Origin of the sequence: Candidatus Tisiphia endosymbiont of Xenochironomus xenolabis (assembly GCF_964264705.1) — a bacterium.
In the GTDB taxonomy this organism is placed as follows: Bacteria; Pseudomonadota; Alphaproteobacteria; order Rickettsiales; family Rickettsiaceae; genus Tisiphia.
Genome location: NZ_OZ183473.1, coordinates 234,118 through 251,475 on the forward strand (window position 1 = coordinate 234,118; position 17,358 = coordinate 251,475).

The 17,358-nt window shown below is 33.3% G+C and carries 15 protein-coding genes, 2 tRNA genes and 1 pseudogene; 7 read left to right on the forward strand and 11 right to left on the reverse strand.

Annotation, left to right across the window (positions count from 1 at the left end):
• Nucleotides 1-14: 14 nt before the first annotated feature.
• From ruvB to ACFELY_RS01200, 4 genes are all read right to left on the reverse strand, one after another.
• On the reverse strand, nt 15-1,019 hold the full coding sequence (gene ruvB, locus ACFELY_RS01185; RefSeq protein WP_375333409.1) for a Holliday junction branch migration DNA helicase RuvB: 1,005 nt from the start codon (nt 1,017-1,019) through the stop codon (nt 15-17).
• Nucleotides 1,012-1,614: a Holliday junction branch migration protein RuvA gene (ruvA, locus tag ACFELY_RS01190; RefSeq protein ID WP_250311340.1), complete on the reverse strand. Its 603-nt coding sequence runs from the start codon at nt 1,612-1,614 to the stop codon at nt 1,012-1,014. The genes ruvB and ruvA overlap by 8 nt, the downstream gene beginning before the upstream one ends.
• Entirely contained in the window at nt 1,611-1,856 is a 246-nt protein-coding gene (locus ACFELY_RS01195) for a hypothetical protein (protein WP_094648797.1), read from the reverse strand. Before ACFELY_RS01195 ends, ruvA begins: the two co-directional genes overlap by 4 nt.
• A 563-nt stretch (nt 1,857-2,419) precedes the next feature.
• Nucleotides 2,420-2,496, reverse strand: a tRNA-Arg gene (locus ACFELY_RS01200).
• Nucleotides 2,497-3,072: 576 nt separating this feature from the next.
• Between ACFELY_RS01200 and ACFELY_RS01205 the strand changes: the two genes are divergently transcribed.
• The 4 genes and pseudogenes from ACFELY_RS01205 (at nt 3,073) to ACFELY_RS01220 (ending at nt 8,337) form a co-directional block, all read left to right on the forward strand.
• A complete protein-coding gene (locus ACFELY_RS01205) occupies nt 3,073-5,622 on the forward strand; it encodes a hypothetical protein (protein WP_375333410.1) in 2,550 nt (849 codons plus the stop codon).
• Nucleotides 5,623-5,702: 80 nt separating this feature from the next.
• Nucleotides 5,703-6,569, forward strand: coding sequence for a hypothetical protein (locus ACFELY_RS01210; RefSeq protein WP_375333411.1), 867 nt, complete (start codon nt 5,703-5,705; stop codon nt 6,567-6,569).
• Between the two features lie 220 nt (nt 6,570-6,789).
• Nucleotides 6,790-7,014, forward strand: coding sequence for a hypothetical protein (locus ACFELY_RS01215; protein WP_375333412.1), 225 nt, complete (start codon nt 6,790-6,792; stop codon nt 7,012-7,014).
• A 198-nt stretch (nt 7,015-7,212) separates the two neighbouring features.
• Nucleotides 7,213-8,337 (forward strand): annotated as a pseudogene (locus tag ACFELY_RS01220) (IS3 family transposase).
• A gap of 151 nt (nt 8,338-8,488) precedes the next feature.
• Here ACFELY_RS01220 and ACFELY_RS01225 read toward each other — a convergent pair.
• Nucleotides 8,489-8,614, reverse strand: a complete 126-nt coding sequence (locus tag ACFELY_RS01225) for a hypothetical protein (RefSeq protein ID WP_375330391.1) — start codon at nt 8,612-8,614, stop codon at nt 8,489-8,491.
• A 489-nt stretch (nt 8,615-9,103) separates the two neighbouring features.
• Nucleotides 9,104-9,406, reverse strand: coding sequence for a transposase (locus ACFELY_RS01230; protein ID WP_375334096.1), 303 nt, complete (start codon nt 9,404-9,406; stop codon nt 9,104-9,106).
• Nucleotides 9,407-9,686: 280 nt separating this feature from the next.
• On the opposite strand from ACFELY_RS01230, the gene ACFELY_RS01235 reads away from it, so the two are divergent.
• Entirely contained in the window at nt 9,687-10,691 is a 1,005-nt protein-coding gene (locus ACFELY_RS01235) for an N-acetylmuramoyl-L-alanine amidase (RefSeq protein WP_375333413.1), read from the forward strand.
• A gap of 381 nt (nt 10,692-11,072) precedes the next feature.
• Here the strand turns inward: ACFELY_RS01235 and ACFELY_RS01240 are convergent, their stop codons facing one another.
• The 5 genes from ACFELY_RS01240 to rodA all read right to left on the reverse strand — a co-directional run bounded on the left by ACFELY_RS01240 (nt 11,073) and on the right by rodA (nt 14,513).
• Nucleotides 11,073-12,122, reverse strand: a complete 1,050-nt coding sequence (locus ACFELY_RS01240; protein ID WP_375333414.1) for an IS110 family transposase — start codon at nt 12,120-12,122, stop codon at nt 11,073-11,075.
• Between the two features lie 246 nt (nt 12,123-12,368).
• A complete protein-coding gene (locus ACFELY_RS01245) occupies nt 12,369-12,998 on the reverse strand; it encodes a Maf family protein (protein ID WP_341758919.1) in 630 nt (209 codons plus the stop codon).
• 14 nt (nt 12,999-13,012) lie between these two features.
• Complete coding sequence (infA, locus tag ACFELY_RS01250; protein WP_094649298.1) at nt 13,013-13,228, reverse strand: translation initiation factor IF-1; 216 nt, start codon at nt 13,226-13,228, stop codon at nt 13,013-13,015.
• 28 nt (nt 13,229-13,256) lie between these two features.
• A tRNA-Asn gene (locus tag ACFELY_RS01255) sits at nt 13,257-13,331 on the reverse strand.
• Between the two features lie 81 nt (nt 13,332-13,412).
• Nucleotides 13,413-14,513, reverse strand: coding sequence for a rod shape-determining protein RodA (gene rodA, locus ACFELY_RS01260; protein WP_375334097.1), 1,101 nt, complete (start codon nt 14,511-14,513; stop codon nt 13,413-13,415).
• Nucleotides 14,514-14,854: 341 nt separating this feature from the next.
• On the opposite strand from rodA, the gene cysS reads away from it, so the two are divergent.
• Together cysS and rpsB are read left to right on the forward strand one after the other, a co-directional pair.
• Nucleotides 14,855-16,249 carry a cysteine--tRNA ligase gene (gene cysS / locus ACFELY_RS01265; protein WP_375334098.1) on the forward strand — a complete coding sequence of 465 codons (1,395 nt, stop codon included), beginning with the start codon at nt 14,855-14,857 and terminating at the stop codon, nt 16,247-16,249.
• A 216-nt stretch (nt 16,250-16,465) separates the two neighbouring features.
• Nucleotides 16,466-17,353, forward strand: a complete 888-nt coding sequence (gene rpsB / locus ACFELY_RS01270; RefSeq protein WP_375330388.1) for a 30S ribosomal protein S2 — start codon at nt 16,466-16,468, stop codon at nt 17,351-17,353.
• The last annotated feature ends 5 nt before the right edge of the window (nt 17,354-17,358 follow it).

The following is a 17,358-nucleotide window of genomic DNA, read 5'->3' on the forward strand; positions in this document are numbered from 1 at the left end:
CAACTATATTTCAGTTATTGCAGGCAACCTTCCAGATGGTCAAAAGCATTTTTGGTAATAACTCTGCCTCTTGGGGTACGTTGTAATAACCCTATTTGTATTAGATAGGGTTCGATAGTTTCTTCAACAGCATCGCGTTGTTCTGATAGAGCTGCGGCAATTGTTTCTATACCGACCGGACCCCCATCATAATTATCAGCGATAAACTTTAAATATCTATAATCATTACTGTCTAAACCTATTTTGTCAACTTCTAATCGATTCAGCGAGAGATTGGCAATATTCCTATCAATTTCTAGCTGATCATCGACAGAAGCGAAGTCTCTCACCCGTCTAATTAGCCTAAGGGCAATTCTTGGAGTTCCTCTACTACGCTTTGCTATTTCTTCTAACGCCTCATCGGTTACATTAATTGCCAGCAATTTACTAGCTCTACTCAAAACAAGTTTTAATTCAGCCACATTATAAAAATGTAAACGTAGTGGTATACCAAATCTATCTCTTAAAGGGTTACTCAATAGACCTAGTCTAGTAGTTGCTCCAACTAAAGTAAAATTGGGTAAATTGATTTTTACTGACCTTGCGGCTTGACCTTCTCCAATAACTATGTCCAGAGCAAAATCTTCCATTGCTTGGTACAATACTTCTTCAATATTGGTGCTAAGACGGTGAATTTCATCAATAAATAACACATCATTATCTTGCAAATTGGTAAGTATAGCAGCTAGATCAGCCGCTTTTGATATAGCAGGTCCTGAAGTGGATTTAAAATTTACTCCCATCTCCTTAGAAATAATTTGGGCAAGAGTGGTTTTACCAAGTCCAGGCGGTCCATAAAATAAGGTATGGTCTAAATGTTCTGACCTATTTTTAGCGGCTTGGATGAAAATAGATAAATTCTCTTTGATCTGTTGTTGCCCAACAAATTCTTTTAAATAGCTAGGTCGTAGAGAGAACTCTTGATCGTTTGGCAATATATCAGCTGATAAAACATTTTTAGAAACTGGGTTTTTAGACATTGGAACTACGGGCCTTTAGTGCGAGTTTAATTAGCTCATTAATAGAGAGATCAGGATCCTTTGCAATAATTTCCTGTACCAAATTATGGGCTTCAGTTCTATTAACCCCAAGTGAGGTTAAAACTAATGTAGCATCAGATGATATCTTAGATAAATCACTATCATTCTTATCGATGGGAAGATTGGTAGTAAGGTTAGTTAAGGCTTTATCCTTTAACTCTATGATAATTCGTTCAGCTAATTTTAGTCCAACACCGGAAACGGCTTTAAAAGCTTCTTTATCCCGCCTAGCTATCGCTGATTGAATTTGCTCAGGTGATAAATTTGATAAAATAGCTAAAGCCATCCTTGTCCCAATACCGTTTACTGATTGTAATAAATTAAAAACAAACTTTTCTTCGAGTGATAAAAAGCCATAAAGATTAATGTGATCTTCTCTTACATGCGTTTCGATAAATAATTGACAAAACTCATTAACCACTAATTTATTTAGAGTTTTACTACTACAATACACTAAATACCCAACACCATTAACATCAATAATGACATAATCATTAAAACATGCATCTATTGTGCCTTTTAGTTTACCAATCATAATTTTTTAGTATCAGATTTTGTTTTCAGCTTACAATTTTTCGTACATATATAAGTTATCACTGGGGCTGTAGTTACTATCAAAGCCAAAATATAATGCAGTAAGGCTGGAGTTTCGGAGCAGTGACATTGCCCATCATCTGGGAATGTTGATATAAGTATAATTTTTGCGATAATCCAAGTGACCAGCCCATATATAAGCAAGTATACTATACATTTAACTTTTTTACAGATATCTTTCATTGTGGCGTCCTCTTCTATTTAATATAATAACAATAATAGAATATTTGAATAAATGATAGAGAAAGTAAACTCTAACCCAGCAATTCTAATTATTCAATAATACACTAAATATTGCACACACTAATACCAATAATGATATAATAAGTAAAATATTTCATTTATTTTACTTTTTAGTTTGCTAATCATAATTTATTTAATATTTAGACTATATAATTAAAAAAGTTATTGTGTTTGTATTATAAAATATGTTATCTAAGATTTTTAGATTATTCAGAGAACAACCTGGATTGATTAATAAAGTTGCTTTAACTCCTGCTAACGTTACAGATGCAAAAGGTTTCGCCCATGTTTTACCAACTAGCAGAGCGGTATATTCAGAATGCCTGATCAACTTAGTAGAAATGGCTTCCGGAGCAGCAGAAGCTTTCAAAGGTTCGACTACTGAGGGAAAACGTAAATTGGTAAATTTAGTATTTGCGAACCTGGAATTGAAAGACGGGAAGCTAGACTTTAAGCTACGTTCACCATTTGATATGTTCGTAAAATGTACTAAAATCGAAGAATGGTGCACTCGATTGGATTCGAACCAACGACCTCTGCCTTCGGAGGGCAACGCTCTATCCAGCTGAGCTACGAATGCTTAATTTGTTGATATACCTCAAATAAAAAATATACTCGAATAGTTTAAAAAATTATGTCATAAAACAAGGAGTGAACGAGAACAGCTTAGTAAACCTAAGTAAGAACACTAATGCCCCAAAGTTTTACGAAAACAATTCTTCAAAGCAGAAGAGCATACATCTATCATCTAACTACATTATACTATAAAAACTTAGGAAGTGCTAACGAATTTTAAACTTTCAAATGTCAGCTAATTTTTAAGAGAATAGCTTGAATTTCTCTAAACTGTTCCAACAAAAACTATATTCTAATGATTTGGGGAATTGGGCTTGAAAATAAGGGGCGAACAAGCACAGAATTACTTTAGTTATCGCAGGTAACCTCCTAGGATCTTATATCACATTTTCAAGATATAAGAACCTAAAGTACGATTATTCTTGAGGTAATAATATTTTTGTGATTTAATCTTTAATTATGTTGATAGGTTGACAGTGGCTTTGAAATTTGAAGACAACATATATATCTAATGAGGGACGTAAGTGCCAATACTTAACGTTTACTCACTAATAAAATTTAATATGCTTAAGAGGATAGTATGTCTAAAAAAGATGGTGATGATGTTAGCTTAGATTCAGCTTATGGTTCAGATGATGAGAGTATGGCTGTACCTAATAAGGTATCACGAGTGGCTGCGGAAAAAATTAAAGATATAGATGCTTTGATAGGTAGGTTAGGTAAGTATAAAGAAACTTTTAATGTGAAGATTTACGCTGACGAGATATTACAGTTTAATGAAGCATCTATGAGTGTAATAGAAAGTTTGGGAGCAGAAAATTTTCGTACAAGTCTATCAGATGACAAAATACAACAATTTGTTGATACTATTGCCTTAAATTCAGAATTATGCTCTAAATTTATAAGTACTGATCAAGAATTAGATAAACTTAAACTTAAAGTTGCAAAGACTGAAGGTGCCTTAAAAGGTTTTGTTTTGCCACTTGAAGAGCGTAGTGCTTTCGCTGGTAAACTAACAAATTTTGGATTAGGTAGAGAGGAATATAAAATTCCTATGGAAGCTACTAAAGAGGCTTTGCTAAAATTGCAAGGACAGAAGCTTAGCAAGGTTGAATATGCAGATAAAGTTGTTGCTAGAACTATGGAAATTCTTAACCAGGATAAACGAAACTTTCCTGCTGAAAAACTACAGCAGTTTGAAAATTTTGTTCGGCAAGGAAATACATCCTTAAAAGTAAAAAATGGTCAATTGATAGATAGGGATGACAAACTCTCTCAACTTGACCAAGAGGAGATTTCAAGTGCAGCTATTAAATCGGTTGATGCTTTTATCAAGGAATTAGAGACTGAGAATGAAAAAGCTAAGAACACTTCTTCGGAGAAGGGTAGACAGCTCGTTTCCCAAAAATCTATGCCTCAACAGGATAACTCGCAAAAAGTTGCTTTGGATATTGGTGAGCAAAAAACAAAAGACTGGCAAGCAGCTAAAGAAATGGTAAGTAGTACAATAGATGAATCTATAAAACAATTAAAGTTAAAGATTTCTGATACAACTGCAAAGAAAATTAAGAAGAATTTATCTCAGGTACTAGATAAATTTGATCCACAATTTCTGCAGAAGAATAAAACAGCTATTATAACAAATATTACCCATGAGATAACACAAGGTAAAACGGCTATCTCTGAATTAAGAAAGGAATTTCACATTGCTAGTGATAAAGTTAAAAAAATAGCTCAGAAAATAACTGAAAAATATGCTGAACGAAATAACCAATTTATTGAAGAAAAAATTAATCCTTTGCTTAATGCAAAGAAAGATGAGTTGGCTCTGAGATTATCAACATTTATACAAGAGAACCAGATTTCTCTTGATTATGTAAATAAAGTACTGGGGGTATCTGAAGAGAATAAAATTACTGGTAATGCAAAATCGCTAAGCTTAACTGACAAACAAGTTGAACATGTTACTGTCGAGCAACTCAAGGGGTTAATAAGAGTTAACCCAGTAGGATTTAATAGAAATTTGTTTCAAGAAATACCAGATGAAGTTAAATCTATAAATGTAGAGACTGAAAAAGTTCAACAGCACAGTTTTGAGATGGAGCAACGCCAACAGTTGGAAGACGAAGGATATGTTTCTATGGATGAGGATATTCAGCAGCCAGAAAAAAATATTCTATCGCAAAATATAGTACAACAAGAACAGCAAGACTTAACACAACGAGTACAACGACAAGATATAACAGAGCAAGTACCGCAAGAAGTTACAAACATCTCTGCTGATAATATTAATAAGCAATTTAGTGAGCAACAAGAAATATTGTCAAAAGTAGCTGAAGTAGTAGAAGAGGCTGTTGTAGAAAAATCAACTGCTAGTAAAGAACAATTTCCTATAGAAATTAATCCAGAAATGACTAATGTTAATACTGAGTTAGCAGAAACATTATCAAACTTTATAGAAAATAATGCAGTTACAGTTAATGAGATGAGAATTATTTTAGGTACAGAACCATCGCTGCAAGATGGTAAGATACAATTAACTGCAGAACAAGCCGCCAACATTACAGGAGAACAATGGCAATGGTTTAGAGATATAGCACCAACGAATTTTGAAAAAGAATTTAAGCTTGCAAGAGAAGTCCAGGTCAATAATAGTATAGAGGTAGAGAAATCTACAGGACTAGGGGTTTCAGATAATGTTAAAGAGATGGTATTAAGTACGCAGATAATACATAAAGCTATTAAACTAGTTGAAGAAGGAGGAAAACGAAAATTAGACTATTCACAACGAAACAAAATTATTGAGAAATTATCTGATAAATTATCACAACTTGACGTCGACTATTTAAAAACTGAAGAACAAGCTATTGCCAAAACTATTGCAAAAAATATTAAAAAAGATGCGAGTAAGAGCTTATTTAGTAATAACATTACTGTTAGTGATAAAATATTAACTAAATATGCAGATGACATAAAAAGACTTGACGGTGCTAAAAATGATAAATTTGTTGCTAAGAAGATTAATGAAGGGATTTATAATCATCAGCTGAAAGATTCGCAGATAGCAGAGAAGTTATCGCAGTTTTTAACAACAATCTTTAATCCAGAGTCTGAACTGGTAAAAAAATAAAATCCAGTGAACCATCTGAACATACAACAGAAAAAATAGTAGACATCAGGAAGTTTAATCCAAAACTATTTGATGAAATTATGTTTCCTAAAGAAAGATTGACAGAAATAGCTCAGAGTAAAGTTACAAGTAAAGCACGGTTTGATGAGCTTACTAAAGAGGGGAATAGCTCAAGAGATAGTAAATCTTTTGCTACAGATATATTAGTAGACGTTATTAACAGTGTAACACAGAAAGAAGGAAAACTAAGAGTATCATTAAAACCAAAAGAAAAAGATAAAATTTTTTCTATACTACATTCATCGTTATCAAGTTTGGATTCGCAATACTTAAATGTTAATCGCCAGAAAATTACACAATATATAGCTGATAATATCGCATTTAGTGGCAAAAATGAAGGAAAGGATAAAATTTTTACTATTGATAAGAAAACATTAGATAAAATTGCTGTAAAAGTAATGGTAGCTCATGAAAGAAAAAGCAATGAATTTGCGGCAGAGGAGTTAAAGACAGGAAGTATGGAGATTAATGAGAAACTTGTTGCTCATCAAGTCACTAACAGCATTCTTAAAGAGAGAATATCAAAGCTCCTAGCAACTGGTAACATTAACGAAGCTGCAAATAGATTGGGTGTTTTTAATGATAATAAGACTGTAGATATTAAGAATATCACAGATAAACAATTAACTACTCTTAAGAAAATTGATCCCCAAAATTTTGATGAAACAGTATTTCCAAAAAGCGATATTGCTAAGATTACAACAAAAAAACAAGAACAAAAACAAAAATTATTTCCTGAGATTGACCTTAAAGAGATTGATTTCAAAGGTATAACAATTAAGCATACCATAAAGCATATTATTATGGATGCTGATGATAAAAGGGTGCAAAAAATAACAACAGTAAGAAATAAAGCTAAAGCTATAGAAAATCAAAATCAACGCTGAACAATATACTTACCTAGTACTACAGTTGTAGATTGAATTAATAAGAAAAATAGAACTAGGATAAGAGGAGAAAAATATTAAATTTTTATTATACTAATACTAAATCACTATCAATAGAGCAGTATATATGATATAAAAAAACTCTAACAAATGAGAGTGTACAACAATAGCAAGAGGATATCAAAAACTAGAAATAAATCCAGAAGAAGTAAGAGTTCTGATGAATAATAGTAATAGCAAAGATGAATTCAGGCGTTACCAAGCTTTATACCTAAGGGTAAGCGAGAAAATGTCTGCCCATCTAATAGCTAAAATTACATGTTTCTCAATAAGCCATATACATAGTATCCATAGCTTTGCTCGCAATAAAGGTATTACTAGCCTTGCAAGTGCTAAAAAAGGAGGTAGGAATCAGGGCGATTTAAAAGTCACAACTAAAGATTAAATATTTGTTGGGGTTATAATCTAATATTAGCTTAAGTTTAGAAAGGAAAGTGATAGAATTGTAGTAATAATATTTGCTCTAAGCTTGAAAAGTTTGGATAATATTTTGCCTTTGTAATGATTATAATGGTTCCAATATTTTGGACAGAAAAATAAGAAAAATGAGATAGAATTCTTTAGCAAACAAGGAGAGCTAGAGATGAAAAAACAAGTAAGGCAATATAGTGCTGAGGAGAAAGGCAAAATTGTCATAGAAGCAATTAAGGGAGAGCTAACAATAGCCCAGATAACCAGTAAGTATGGTGTTCATGCAACACAGATAAGTAACTGGAAAAAACAAGGTCTTGAGTTGTTAGTACAAGGTTTTAAGAATAAAACACAGAGTGCTGACCCAAATCAGCAGGGGTTAATCAAGAATCTATATGAGAAAATTGGTCAGTTAAGCGTTGAGTGTGACTGGCTCAAAAAAAAATCTGCATTGTTTGGAATTAAAGGTTAGGTGTAATATGATAGAGCCTAATCATAATAAGTTAACAATTGTACAACAGTGTAAGTTATTGGATATTAGCAGGTCAACCTATTACTATCAACCTACTGGTATTAGTGAACAAGATATCAAGATTATGGCAATAATTGATGAGACCTATACTATGCATCCATATTATGGTATGCGGCGGATGGCTAAATATTTACAAGCCCAAGGTTTTTCGGTAGGTCGTAAAGCTGTTAGACGTTACTACAAGATAATGGGTCTTGAAGCTGTTTATCCTAAAATAAATTTAAGCAAGAGGAATCAGGCACATAAAATATATCCTTATTTACTAAAAGGATTAGAAATAGTATTGCCAAACCAGGTTTGGAGTACAGATATAACGTATATAAGACTGAGCCAAGGGTTCGTATATTTAGTAGCTATTATTGACTGGTATAGTCGTTATATTCTAAGTTGGCGAATCTCCATTAGTTTGGAAAGTGAATTTTGTGTAACAGCCCTTGAAGACGCTATAGAAAATATGGTATGCCAAAAATATTTAATACTGATCAAGGAGTACAATTTACCTCGGAGAATTTTATTAGTATGCTAAAGCTACATAATATCTTGATTAGTATGGATGGTAAGGGACGAGCCTTAGATAATATTTTTATTGAACGTTTTTGGCGATCATTAAAACAGGAAAAAATTTATCGGATTATTTTAACAACAGTAAAGGAGGCAAAGACAGCAATTAACGAATATATGGACTTTTATAATAGACAAAGGATGCATCAAACTTTGGATTATAAAACTCCAGAATGTGTATATTTTGAAAAAAATATTGTATAAAAACAACAATTTAATTTTTGTGAATTATATCTCTATTTATCTAAATTTTTGTCTAGACAAAGGGGACCACCTTACCTCCTCAGAACCGTACGTGCGGAACTACCGTATACGGCTCCCGAAAAGCAAGATAGGTGTATTAACCTTATTATTCTCATAACATCTCTAAATCAATAATATGTTCAAGATTATTGAACTTTATTTGTTGATGTTGTAATGCTATCAGCTTTATACGTTCAAGTTTTATTAACCATGAGTTTCCGTCTCTGTGTACGGTCATTGTTTCCCCCTTACGTTCTTACCTTTCTGCCAGCCCTTTGCTCCACTCCCATTACGGAGTTTCATCACTACTACAGCCGACTCAGCCATCCTTACACCATCTCCAAAGCCTTATGTTTTGGCATTTGTACTTTAGATACTTACTTTCCAGTAAGAGTTATAAGGACTTCCCAAGTTGTGTCATTAATCTCTACAAACTCGCTGACGCCTGAGACCCCGGTGGTTGAAAACTGTTGGATTTGCTAGATTGACCTCCAGTTTTCTGTGGCTTACTGTCTTGTGTAGAACATCAGCTTCCACTACCAATAAAATTTCGGGGCTATCACGTTCACCATTTGGTTTCGGCTCGAATGTTTCGCTGTCTACGCTTCACCACTGTCGTTACCTTCAGTAGTGCAAGACTCGCTATATGGTGGAGCTAGCTACTCATTCCATAACAGGACTTTCACCTGTAAGACTAATGCACCTTTTCTTGGCACACACACAATCTTTATGACAGATTCTCTAAACTTTCCTGTTCATGACTATCCTTTTTATAACCACTACTGCAGACATGTACTCGTATCATTGTGGCATCAAGCATGGTAGATTCTAAATCTTTATCAACTTGCACATATTGCATTAATTGTTCCCATATTCCTTGAACCCAACGTTTGAAACGTTGATGCACTGAACGCCAACAGCCATAAGAAGATGGTAAAAGACGCCATTGACATACACTTCTTACCATAAACCATATAACCTCTACAAACTGTCTTAAAGTTGTCTCATCTTGAGTATGTATACCTTTTATTTGTCACAAAAAATCTAAAATTTGTTCCCATGCGTTCGAATCTATGTAATACTTTATTCTGGTAGTCCTTCTGTCTTGAATAACCGAAGACTACCATTTTCTTACATAAATTTAAATTTTTTGTTCACAGAACCTAGTGAAAGCATAAAATATTATATACTAGCATGGAGAACTTGAAACAAACAATTTTGAGTTTTCTTAAGTCCACTACAGAAGGGTAACAGATGCAACAAAACCTTGCATCCGTCCTTCTAATTAACTTAGCAAGAGGAATACCAGTATGAGCGATAACAATATTAATACTACTTATTTACGTACAAATTATGATATCCCACCTGATCCTCAAGCAAAACCTGAGGCAGGGAAATGTAATAATTATAACTTGAGAAAGAATAATGGTGCTGCTAAATGGATAGTAATGCATTATACGGAGTGTGATTTTGCTGAAACTATCGCATTATTTACCAGGAATACATCAAATGTTTCATCTCATTATGTAATAAATACTGATGGTACCATTTATCGACTTGTACCAGATCAGTATAGGGCTTGGCATGCTGGTAGAGGAAAATTAGAAGCAGATAGTGATCTTGACCCAGCTGATCCAACATTTATGAATTCAAAATTTTGTGGGGTTCATGGATCAGATGATGAATCAAATAATTTAAAAGAAAATAGTACGCTTAATCCCCATATTGTGACTTCAATACTTGATAATGATATGAACAGCTGGTCTATTGGTATTGAACACATTGCTTCTGGTAAGGAACCTTTTACTGATCAGCAAATAGATGCCAGTATTGAGTTAGTTAAAACATTAGTATCCAAATATGAAATAAATCCAAAATTAATAATAGGTCATAGTGATTGGGCTCCAGGTAGAAAAATAGATCCTGGTATATATTTCCCTTGGGATAGCTTTGCTAAAGCATCTCTCGGACTTTATTCTTTTGTTTCAAGAAAAGAGAACCCTAAAGTTATAATATCTTATAATGATAAAACAAAGCAAGATAGGAATAAGATTGAAGAAGTGCAGAAATTACTTGAGAAATTTGGTTATCCAATTATAAAAGCAGATAACTCAAATCTAGGTCTATTAGATGAAGGCACCATATCAGCTATGTTGGCTTTTAATATCCATTATACGGGAGATATTTTAAATAATATTGCTCTCAGAGAACAATGGGATATATTATGGAACAATTCTAGTAATAAGGATGCCAGAGGGATATTAGCTACTTGGAGTGAAAATAGTGAGAATGTATTAAATGATCTGCTAGGTTAATAAGCTAATTTGATTAGTTATACCACCGTCATTGCGAGGAGGCATAAGCCGATAAATCCATGTATGGACCTACCCGATAATGCAAGAAAAAAATAATATATAACAGCAAAAAAATCGAATGCAGTCATGTATCCGGCTTATAGCTAATCAATTACTTTAAATTTACCCTATAGCCCTGATGGAATTCGCTGGCTTACAAACTTATACTTATCATTTCATCGACTTCTAAAGAGCCATTGACTATTTCAGTTTTTTCGTAAGCTAAGGTTTGTCTTATTTACCATCAATATTATCATTCTTTCGCATATTCCGGATTAGAATCTATTAAATTTCTATTTACCTATAATATTCTCTCGTCAACAACTAGTTTGTACCAATTCTTTAGCTACAAACTTTACTCTCGGTATAATCATTGCCTGAACTGAGTACCGCAAACACCACCCTTGCTAGTTTGTTAGCTACTGCAACAGTTGTTTTATTATGCCCATTTCGTTCAGATAAATTAAACATCCACTCGGTAAACTTGCTATAATCTTTTTTAGATTTTTGCTCTTCCGTGGTAAATCTTATTTTACTATTCAGTACTGCTCTTGCTCCTTGAATCAACAAAGTGCGTAAATATATATCACCTCTTTTACTAATGCCAAGCAACTTATCTTTGCCACCACTAGAATGTTGCCTTGGCACTAATCCTAGCCATGCTGATAATTGCCTACCATTTTCAAAACAACTAGCATTACCTATTGACGCTATTAAGGCTGTAGCAGTAATTAACCCTATACCTGGTATCGTCATTAGTTGTTGGTGATTACTATACTGGCTAGCTATAATTTTTAATCTTTGTTCTAATTCTTTTATTTTTTTATCATTCTCCAGAAATTCTTCTTTTAACTCACTAAACGTTCGATAGCTTAGCTGGCTTAAAGCTCCTTCATCTAAAATCTCAGTTAGTTTTGTCATAATTTTATTAATTCCTTGCGGAATAACAAAACCAAATTCATGTAATAACCCCCTGATCTCATTAGCAAGAGCTGTACGGTTTTTTACCAATCGTTGCCTTACCCTATGAATAAATAAAATATCTTGTTGCTCTGCAGTTTTGATAGGCACAAATCTCATATTAGGTCTTGCTACTGCCTCGCATATTGCTTCGCTATCTGCTTGATCATTTTTATTAGTTTTAACATAAGGCTTAACAAATTGCGGGGCTATTAATTTTACAGTATGCCCTAGTTTTGTTAATTCTCTTGCCCAATAGCTAGAACCACCGCAAACTTCTATGCCTACTAAGCATTTTGGTAAGTTAGCCATAAAAGTTAGAACCTGCTCTCTCATTAATTTTTTCTTTAATATTGTCTTACCATTTTTATCTACACCGTGAATTTGAAAAAATTTTTTTGCAATATCTATGCCAATTGTGGTAACTTCCATACGGACCTCCTTATTGTTGTTTAGGATTCATTTCCTATCCTAGAAGATTAGCATTTGCTTCTCATTCTGTATATAGGGTAGGGTCCATACCATTATTTCTAATTACTTCCCTGGATTGCATCAATGCTACTAAAAGTAGCTCCTCGCTAATAGACGGTTGTGAGGTTAGATTGCTTCTTGGCTTACATCTTATCGTAATGACGTTTTCTACTTTAACTTTTTTCCGTGAACGTTCACAATTAAGGTTTACATAGAATTATTTTTAAAACCCAAAGAAGTAAGCATATGCATGGTTTCCAATAGTGGTAATCCCATAATATTGGAGTATGATCCGTATATGCTAGGAATAAAAGCTTCAGCATAGCCGTGAATCATGCAACCACCTGCTTTATTGATTCCTTCATCTAGGCTACAGTAAAATTCTATCTCTTGATGACTCAGTTTTTTAAACTTGACTATAGTTTGCACTATTTTTTGTCGTGTTAAGAGTTGTTCGGAAGTTTTTTTTATTATACAGACCCCTGTATAAACCCTATGACGTCTTCCAGATAAAATATTAAGACAATATCTAACATCTTCACTTGTTAACGCTTTGGGTAATATTTTTCTGCCGCGAGCTACAACAGTATCAGCTGCTATAATTATAGCTTCACCAGTTATTTTTTGGGCAACAGCTTTTGCTTTTTCCTGTGCCAATCTTATCGCTAATTGATTTGGTAATTCTCGCAAATATTCTGTTTCATTGATATTAGCAGGAATAATTTGGGTGGGAAATATTTTGATTCTTTTTAGCAATTCAAGCCTTGCCGGTGATTGTGATGCTAGAATTACATCTATATTATGTTGTTTTAAAGAAGTATCTTCTACATTTGACATAAATATGAAAAATCTTAATGACGATGGATAACACGACCTTTTGTTAAGTCGTAAGGAGTCATTTCCACTGTTATCTTATCCCCAACAAGTATCCTAATACGATTTTTACGCATCCTACCAGAAGTATGGGCGATAATAAAATGACCATTTTCTAGCTTCACTCTAAAAGTTGCGTTAGGTAAAAGCTCAAGGACAACCCCTTCAAAATTAATTAGCTCTTCTTTGGTCATTACAACTTAAATTAAATTATATTTAAAATGGCTCCCCGGGCCGGACTCGAACCAGCGACCGAACGGTTAACAGCCGTTTGCTCTACCACTGAGCTACCGAGGAACATTCGCCTTTGGCTAGACTTCTTATAACAAATCTTTTGACTAGGGTCCAGTGTTTTCTTATTTTTCTATAAAAAATAAATTAAAAATTACTACTATGCTGGTGTATTTGAGCATTCATTACCAATCCAAAGCCAATAAGCATTGATACCATCATTGTACCACCATAAGATATAAATGGTAAAGGTACGCCCACTACTGGTAATAATCCCATCACCATAGCTATATTTATAAATACATGACTAAATAGGATCGATGTTATGCCTATTACCATCAATTTACTAAATGTTGTTCGACAATTAGTAGCAATCATCAATGAAATTACTATAATTGCCGAATAAAGAATTAATAGAAACAAACTACCAACAAAACCAAATTCTTCAGCAAAAGTAGCAAAGATAAAATCGGTCTGATGCTCTGGTAAAAAATTTAGATGGCTTTGACTACCTTTGGTAAGCCCTTTACCCCATAACCCACCAGAGCCAATAGCGATTTTTGATTGGATAATATTATAGCCAGCTCCAAGCGGATCTTTCTCAGGATCCAAAAAAACCATGACTCTTTTTCTTTGATAATCATGCATCACTTGCCAAATAACCGGTACGCAAGTAACAACGATGATACCAATTATCATAAAATTTCTTACTCTAAAACCAACAGCAAAGAAAATAACACTAGCAATAATGATAGTAATCACTCCAGTACCTAAATCCGGCTCTTTTATTATCAGTAAAACTGGTACTATCACAGCTATTATAGGCAATAAAATCTTATGAAATCTGGTAAAATCTTCAGTTTTTAATTGATGAAAATACCTAGCTAACATTAACACTATTGCTAGTTTTGTCGGTTCGGAAGGCTGCAAACGGATAACTCCTAAATCTATCCAACGTTTTGCTCCCATAGCAATAGAGCCAAAAAGCTCAACACTAACTAATAAGATAATAACTGCAATATAAAATATATATGAAAACTTAAATATATATTTTATGTCAATAATCGTAATAATTATCACAATTGGTATAAACAGAAAAAAAATCATCATCTGCTTATATGCCCAAGGTTGAATATTACTATCCGAAGCGGAATATAGTACAACAAAACCAATACTACAAATTATGCTAATAAGAATAATTAAAGTAATCGGTAGTTTTTTTAGTTTTTCAAAATAATTTCCTTGAATTGACATTTTAGGTAGATATCCATAAAAATTAACTATAAAACAATAATAAATATTATATAATTATGCTCTTTAGAGCTAACCCAATAATATTACTCAGTCATTGCGAGAAGCTACTTTAGTGGCAACGAAGCAATTGTTCATATGACAAACTTCATGGATTGCCACGCTCACGTACGTTCGCTCGCAATGACGGAAGTATTTTTACCCAACGTCATTGCTAGAAGCTACTTTAGTAGCGACGAAGCAATCCCAAAAAATAATTAGAAATTGCTTTGCTACCTTGCAATGACGGTGTAATGTTAGTCGGATTAGCTACAAAGTTTAACACAACGATAAAGAACATGAAATTATTATTACATAACACACTAACTCGCAATAAAGAGGTTTTTGTACCGCTAGATAATAATCTAGTGAAAATGTATGTTTGCGGTCCAACTGTCTACGATCACCCCCATATTGGTAACGCTAGGTCCGTAGTAGTATACGATATTTTATATCGCTCACTAAGTAAAATATTTGGTAAAAATCATATAAAATATGTCCGTAATATTACCGACATTGATGACAAAATAATAAATAGAGCCAGAGAACTCAAAATAACTATTGCTGACTTAACAGCCAAAATTACAGAAGAATTTCATTGTAATATGCAATATCTAGGTTGCAAAACACCAAATATCGAACCAAAAGCTACTATGCATATTGATGATATGGTGATGATTATTCAAAAATTACTTGACCTAAAGCATGCTTATATGGCAGATAACCATGTTTATTTTGATATTTCTACCTCTCCAGATTATACAAAATTATCAAATCGTAATCTTAATGAAATGCTAGAAGGAGTACGTATTGAAAATAATCTATCAAAAAAGCACCCCCATGATTTTGTCTTATGGAAACCAGCCAATAAAGATGAAGAAATATTGGCAAATTTTGATAGTCCTTGGGGAAGAGGTAGACCAGGATGGCATATAGAATGTTCAGCGATGAGCTATAAATATCTAGGAGAAAATTTTGATATTCACGGTGGTGGAGCAGATTTAATTTTTCCTCATCATACTAATGAAATAGCACAAAGTACCTGTGCTTTCCCGAACTCTTACTTTGCTAAATATTGGGTGCATAATGGATTCTTAACCTGTAATGGTGAAAAAATGAGTAAGTCGCTCAATAATTTTATTACGGTAAAAGATTTGATAGATAAGAAAATCCCAGGTGACGTGATTAGGTTATTGCTAATGAGCAGCCATTACCGCAAACCATTAGATTACAACGATAAGGCTTTAGAAGATGCTAAAAAAACAATAAATTATTGGTATAGAGCGATAGAAAATTTAGATATTAACAAGCTTGATGTTCAGAATGTTCCAGAAGAATTTTGCTCAAGCTTATTTGATGATCTGAACACCCCTCTTGCCATAAAAATAATCAACGATTATGCCAAATTGGTTTTTGCCAGTACCACAGAAGAAGATAAATACCAATATGCGTCTTACTTACTTTCTTGCAGCAATTTTATAGGTCTAATGACCAAGCCAGCTAGCGTGTGGTTCGATTATGCAATAAATGATCAACAGGGCGATCAATTAATTATGCAGCTTATTGCCCAAAGACAACGAGCAAAATTACAAAAAGATTGGCTATTAGCCGATCAAATTCGCCAAGATTTATTGCAAGATGGCATTATTCTAGAAGATAAACCAGATGGATCAACTATTTGGAGAAAAGTTTGATTAATGAGTCTTTTGGTCAATAAGAAAAATAAAGACTATATTCCTTGCAAATATATTCATTAAATATATAATGAATCTTGCTTAAAATATGATAAGCAAAATTCACACGTAAGAGCCTAATTGTTAGTCCAGTTTTTTTGGTATCAACTCTTGCGGAGGAGTACCTGCTACTAATTATGTAGAGGTACATAACTAACATTTCAAGGAGATTAAATAATGTCTAAATTAAAAGCTGTTAATGTCAGAGAATTACTTGATGCTGGAGTGCATTTCGGTCATAAAACTTCACGTTGGAATCCCAAAATGGCACCTTACATTTATGGTATCAGGGATGATATTCATGTAATTGACTTACAACAAACTGCTGCCCTAATGCAAATGGCTCTCAATGTAATATATGAAACTGTTAAGAAAAATGGTAAAATATTATTTGTCAGTACTAAAATCCAAGCTAGTGATATAATAGCTGAATATACAGAGAAATGTGGGCAATATTACGTTAACCACAGATGGCTTGGAGGTATGTTAACCAATTGGGGAACAATTTCTGCTTCAATAAAAACGTTGGATAATCTTGAGAAAATTCTAGAAAATGAAGAAGAATATTCTGTTTATACCAAAAAAGAAATATTGGAAATGACCCGTAAAAAGGATAAATTACTTAAATCCTTAGGTGGTATTAGACATATTGGAACAAAACCAAACTTGCTGGTGGTAATTGATACTAATAAGGAACATTTGGCAATTCAAGAAGCAGTAAAGTTGGGCATTCCAATAATTGCTATTGTTGACACTAACTCTAATCCAGACAATATAGATCACCCTATTCCTGGTAATGATGATGCAATAAGATCTATTAGACTTTATTGTAGCTTGTTTGCCGATGCTGTACTTGCTGGTATAGAAGAAGCTTTAGCTGCATCTGGTGTTGATTTAGGCAGTATAGCTACTCATGAAGAAAAAAATACCAATGTCAAAGCTATTACTAAGTTAAAGCCAACCAAGAAATTTTCTAAAACTTCTGAACTAAACAACCAAAAGGCAGCTGAATCAGAGTTTGAAACAGCTTTGGAGATTACAGAAGTTGCTACAACAACAAAATAACTAGA

Coding starts and splice junctions, on each gene's coding strand:
- ruvB (WP_375333409.1), bottom strand. CDS start 1,019: ATGTCTAAAAACCCAGTTTCTAAAAATGTTTTATCAGCTGATATATTG.
- ruvA (WP_250311340.1), bottom strand. CDS start 1,614: ATGATTGGTAAACTAAAAGGCACAATAGATGCATGTTTTAATGATTAT.
- ACFELY_RS01195 (WP_094648797.1), bottom strand. CDS start 1,856: ATGAAAGATATCTGTAAAAAAGTTAAATGTATAGTATACTTGCTTATA.
- ACFELY_RS01205 (WP_375333410.1), top strand. CDS start 3,073: ATGTCTAAAAAAGATGGTGATGATGTTAGCTTAGATTCAGCTTATGGT.
- ACFELY_RS01210 (WP_375333411.1), top strand. CDS start 5,703: ATGTTTCCTAAAGAAAGATTGACAGAAATAGCTCAGAGTAAAGTTACA.
- ACFELY_RS01215 (WP_375333412.1), top strand. CDS start 6,790: ATGAATAATAGTAATAGCAAAGATGAATTCAGGCGTTACCAAGCTTTA.
- ACFELY_RS01225 (WP_375330391.1), bottom strand. CDS start 8,614: ATGACCGTACACAGAGACGGAAACTCATGGTTAATAAAACTTGAACGT.
- ACFELY_RS01235 (WP_375333413.1), top strand. CDS start 9,687: ATGAGCGATAACAATATTAATACTACTTATTTACGTACAAATTATGAT.
- ACFELY_RS01240 (WP_375333414.1), bottom strand. CDS start 12,122: ATGGAAGTTACCACAATTGGCATAGATATTGCAAAAAAATTTTTTCAA.
- ACFELY_RS01245 (WP_341758919.1), bottom strand. CDS start 12,998: ATGTCAAATGTAGAAGATACTTCTTTAAAACAACATAATATAGATGTA.
- infA (WP_094649298.1), bottom strand. CDS start 13,228: ATGACCAAAGAAGAGCTAATTAATTTTGAAGGGGTTGTCCTTGAGCTT.
- cysS (WP_375334098.1), top strand. CDS start 14,855: ATGAAATTATTATTACATAACACACTAACTCGCAATAAAGAGGTTTTT.
- rpsB (WP_375330388.1), top strand. CDS start 16,466: ATGTCTAAATTAAAAGCTGTTAATGTCAGAGAATTACTTGATGCTGGA.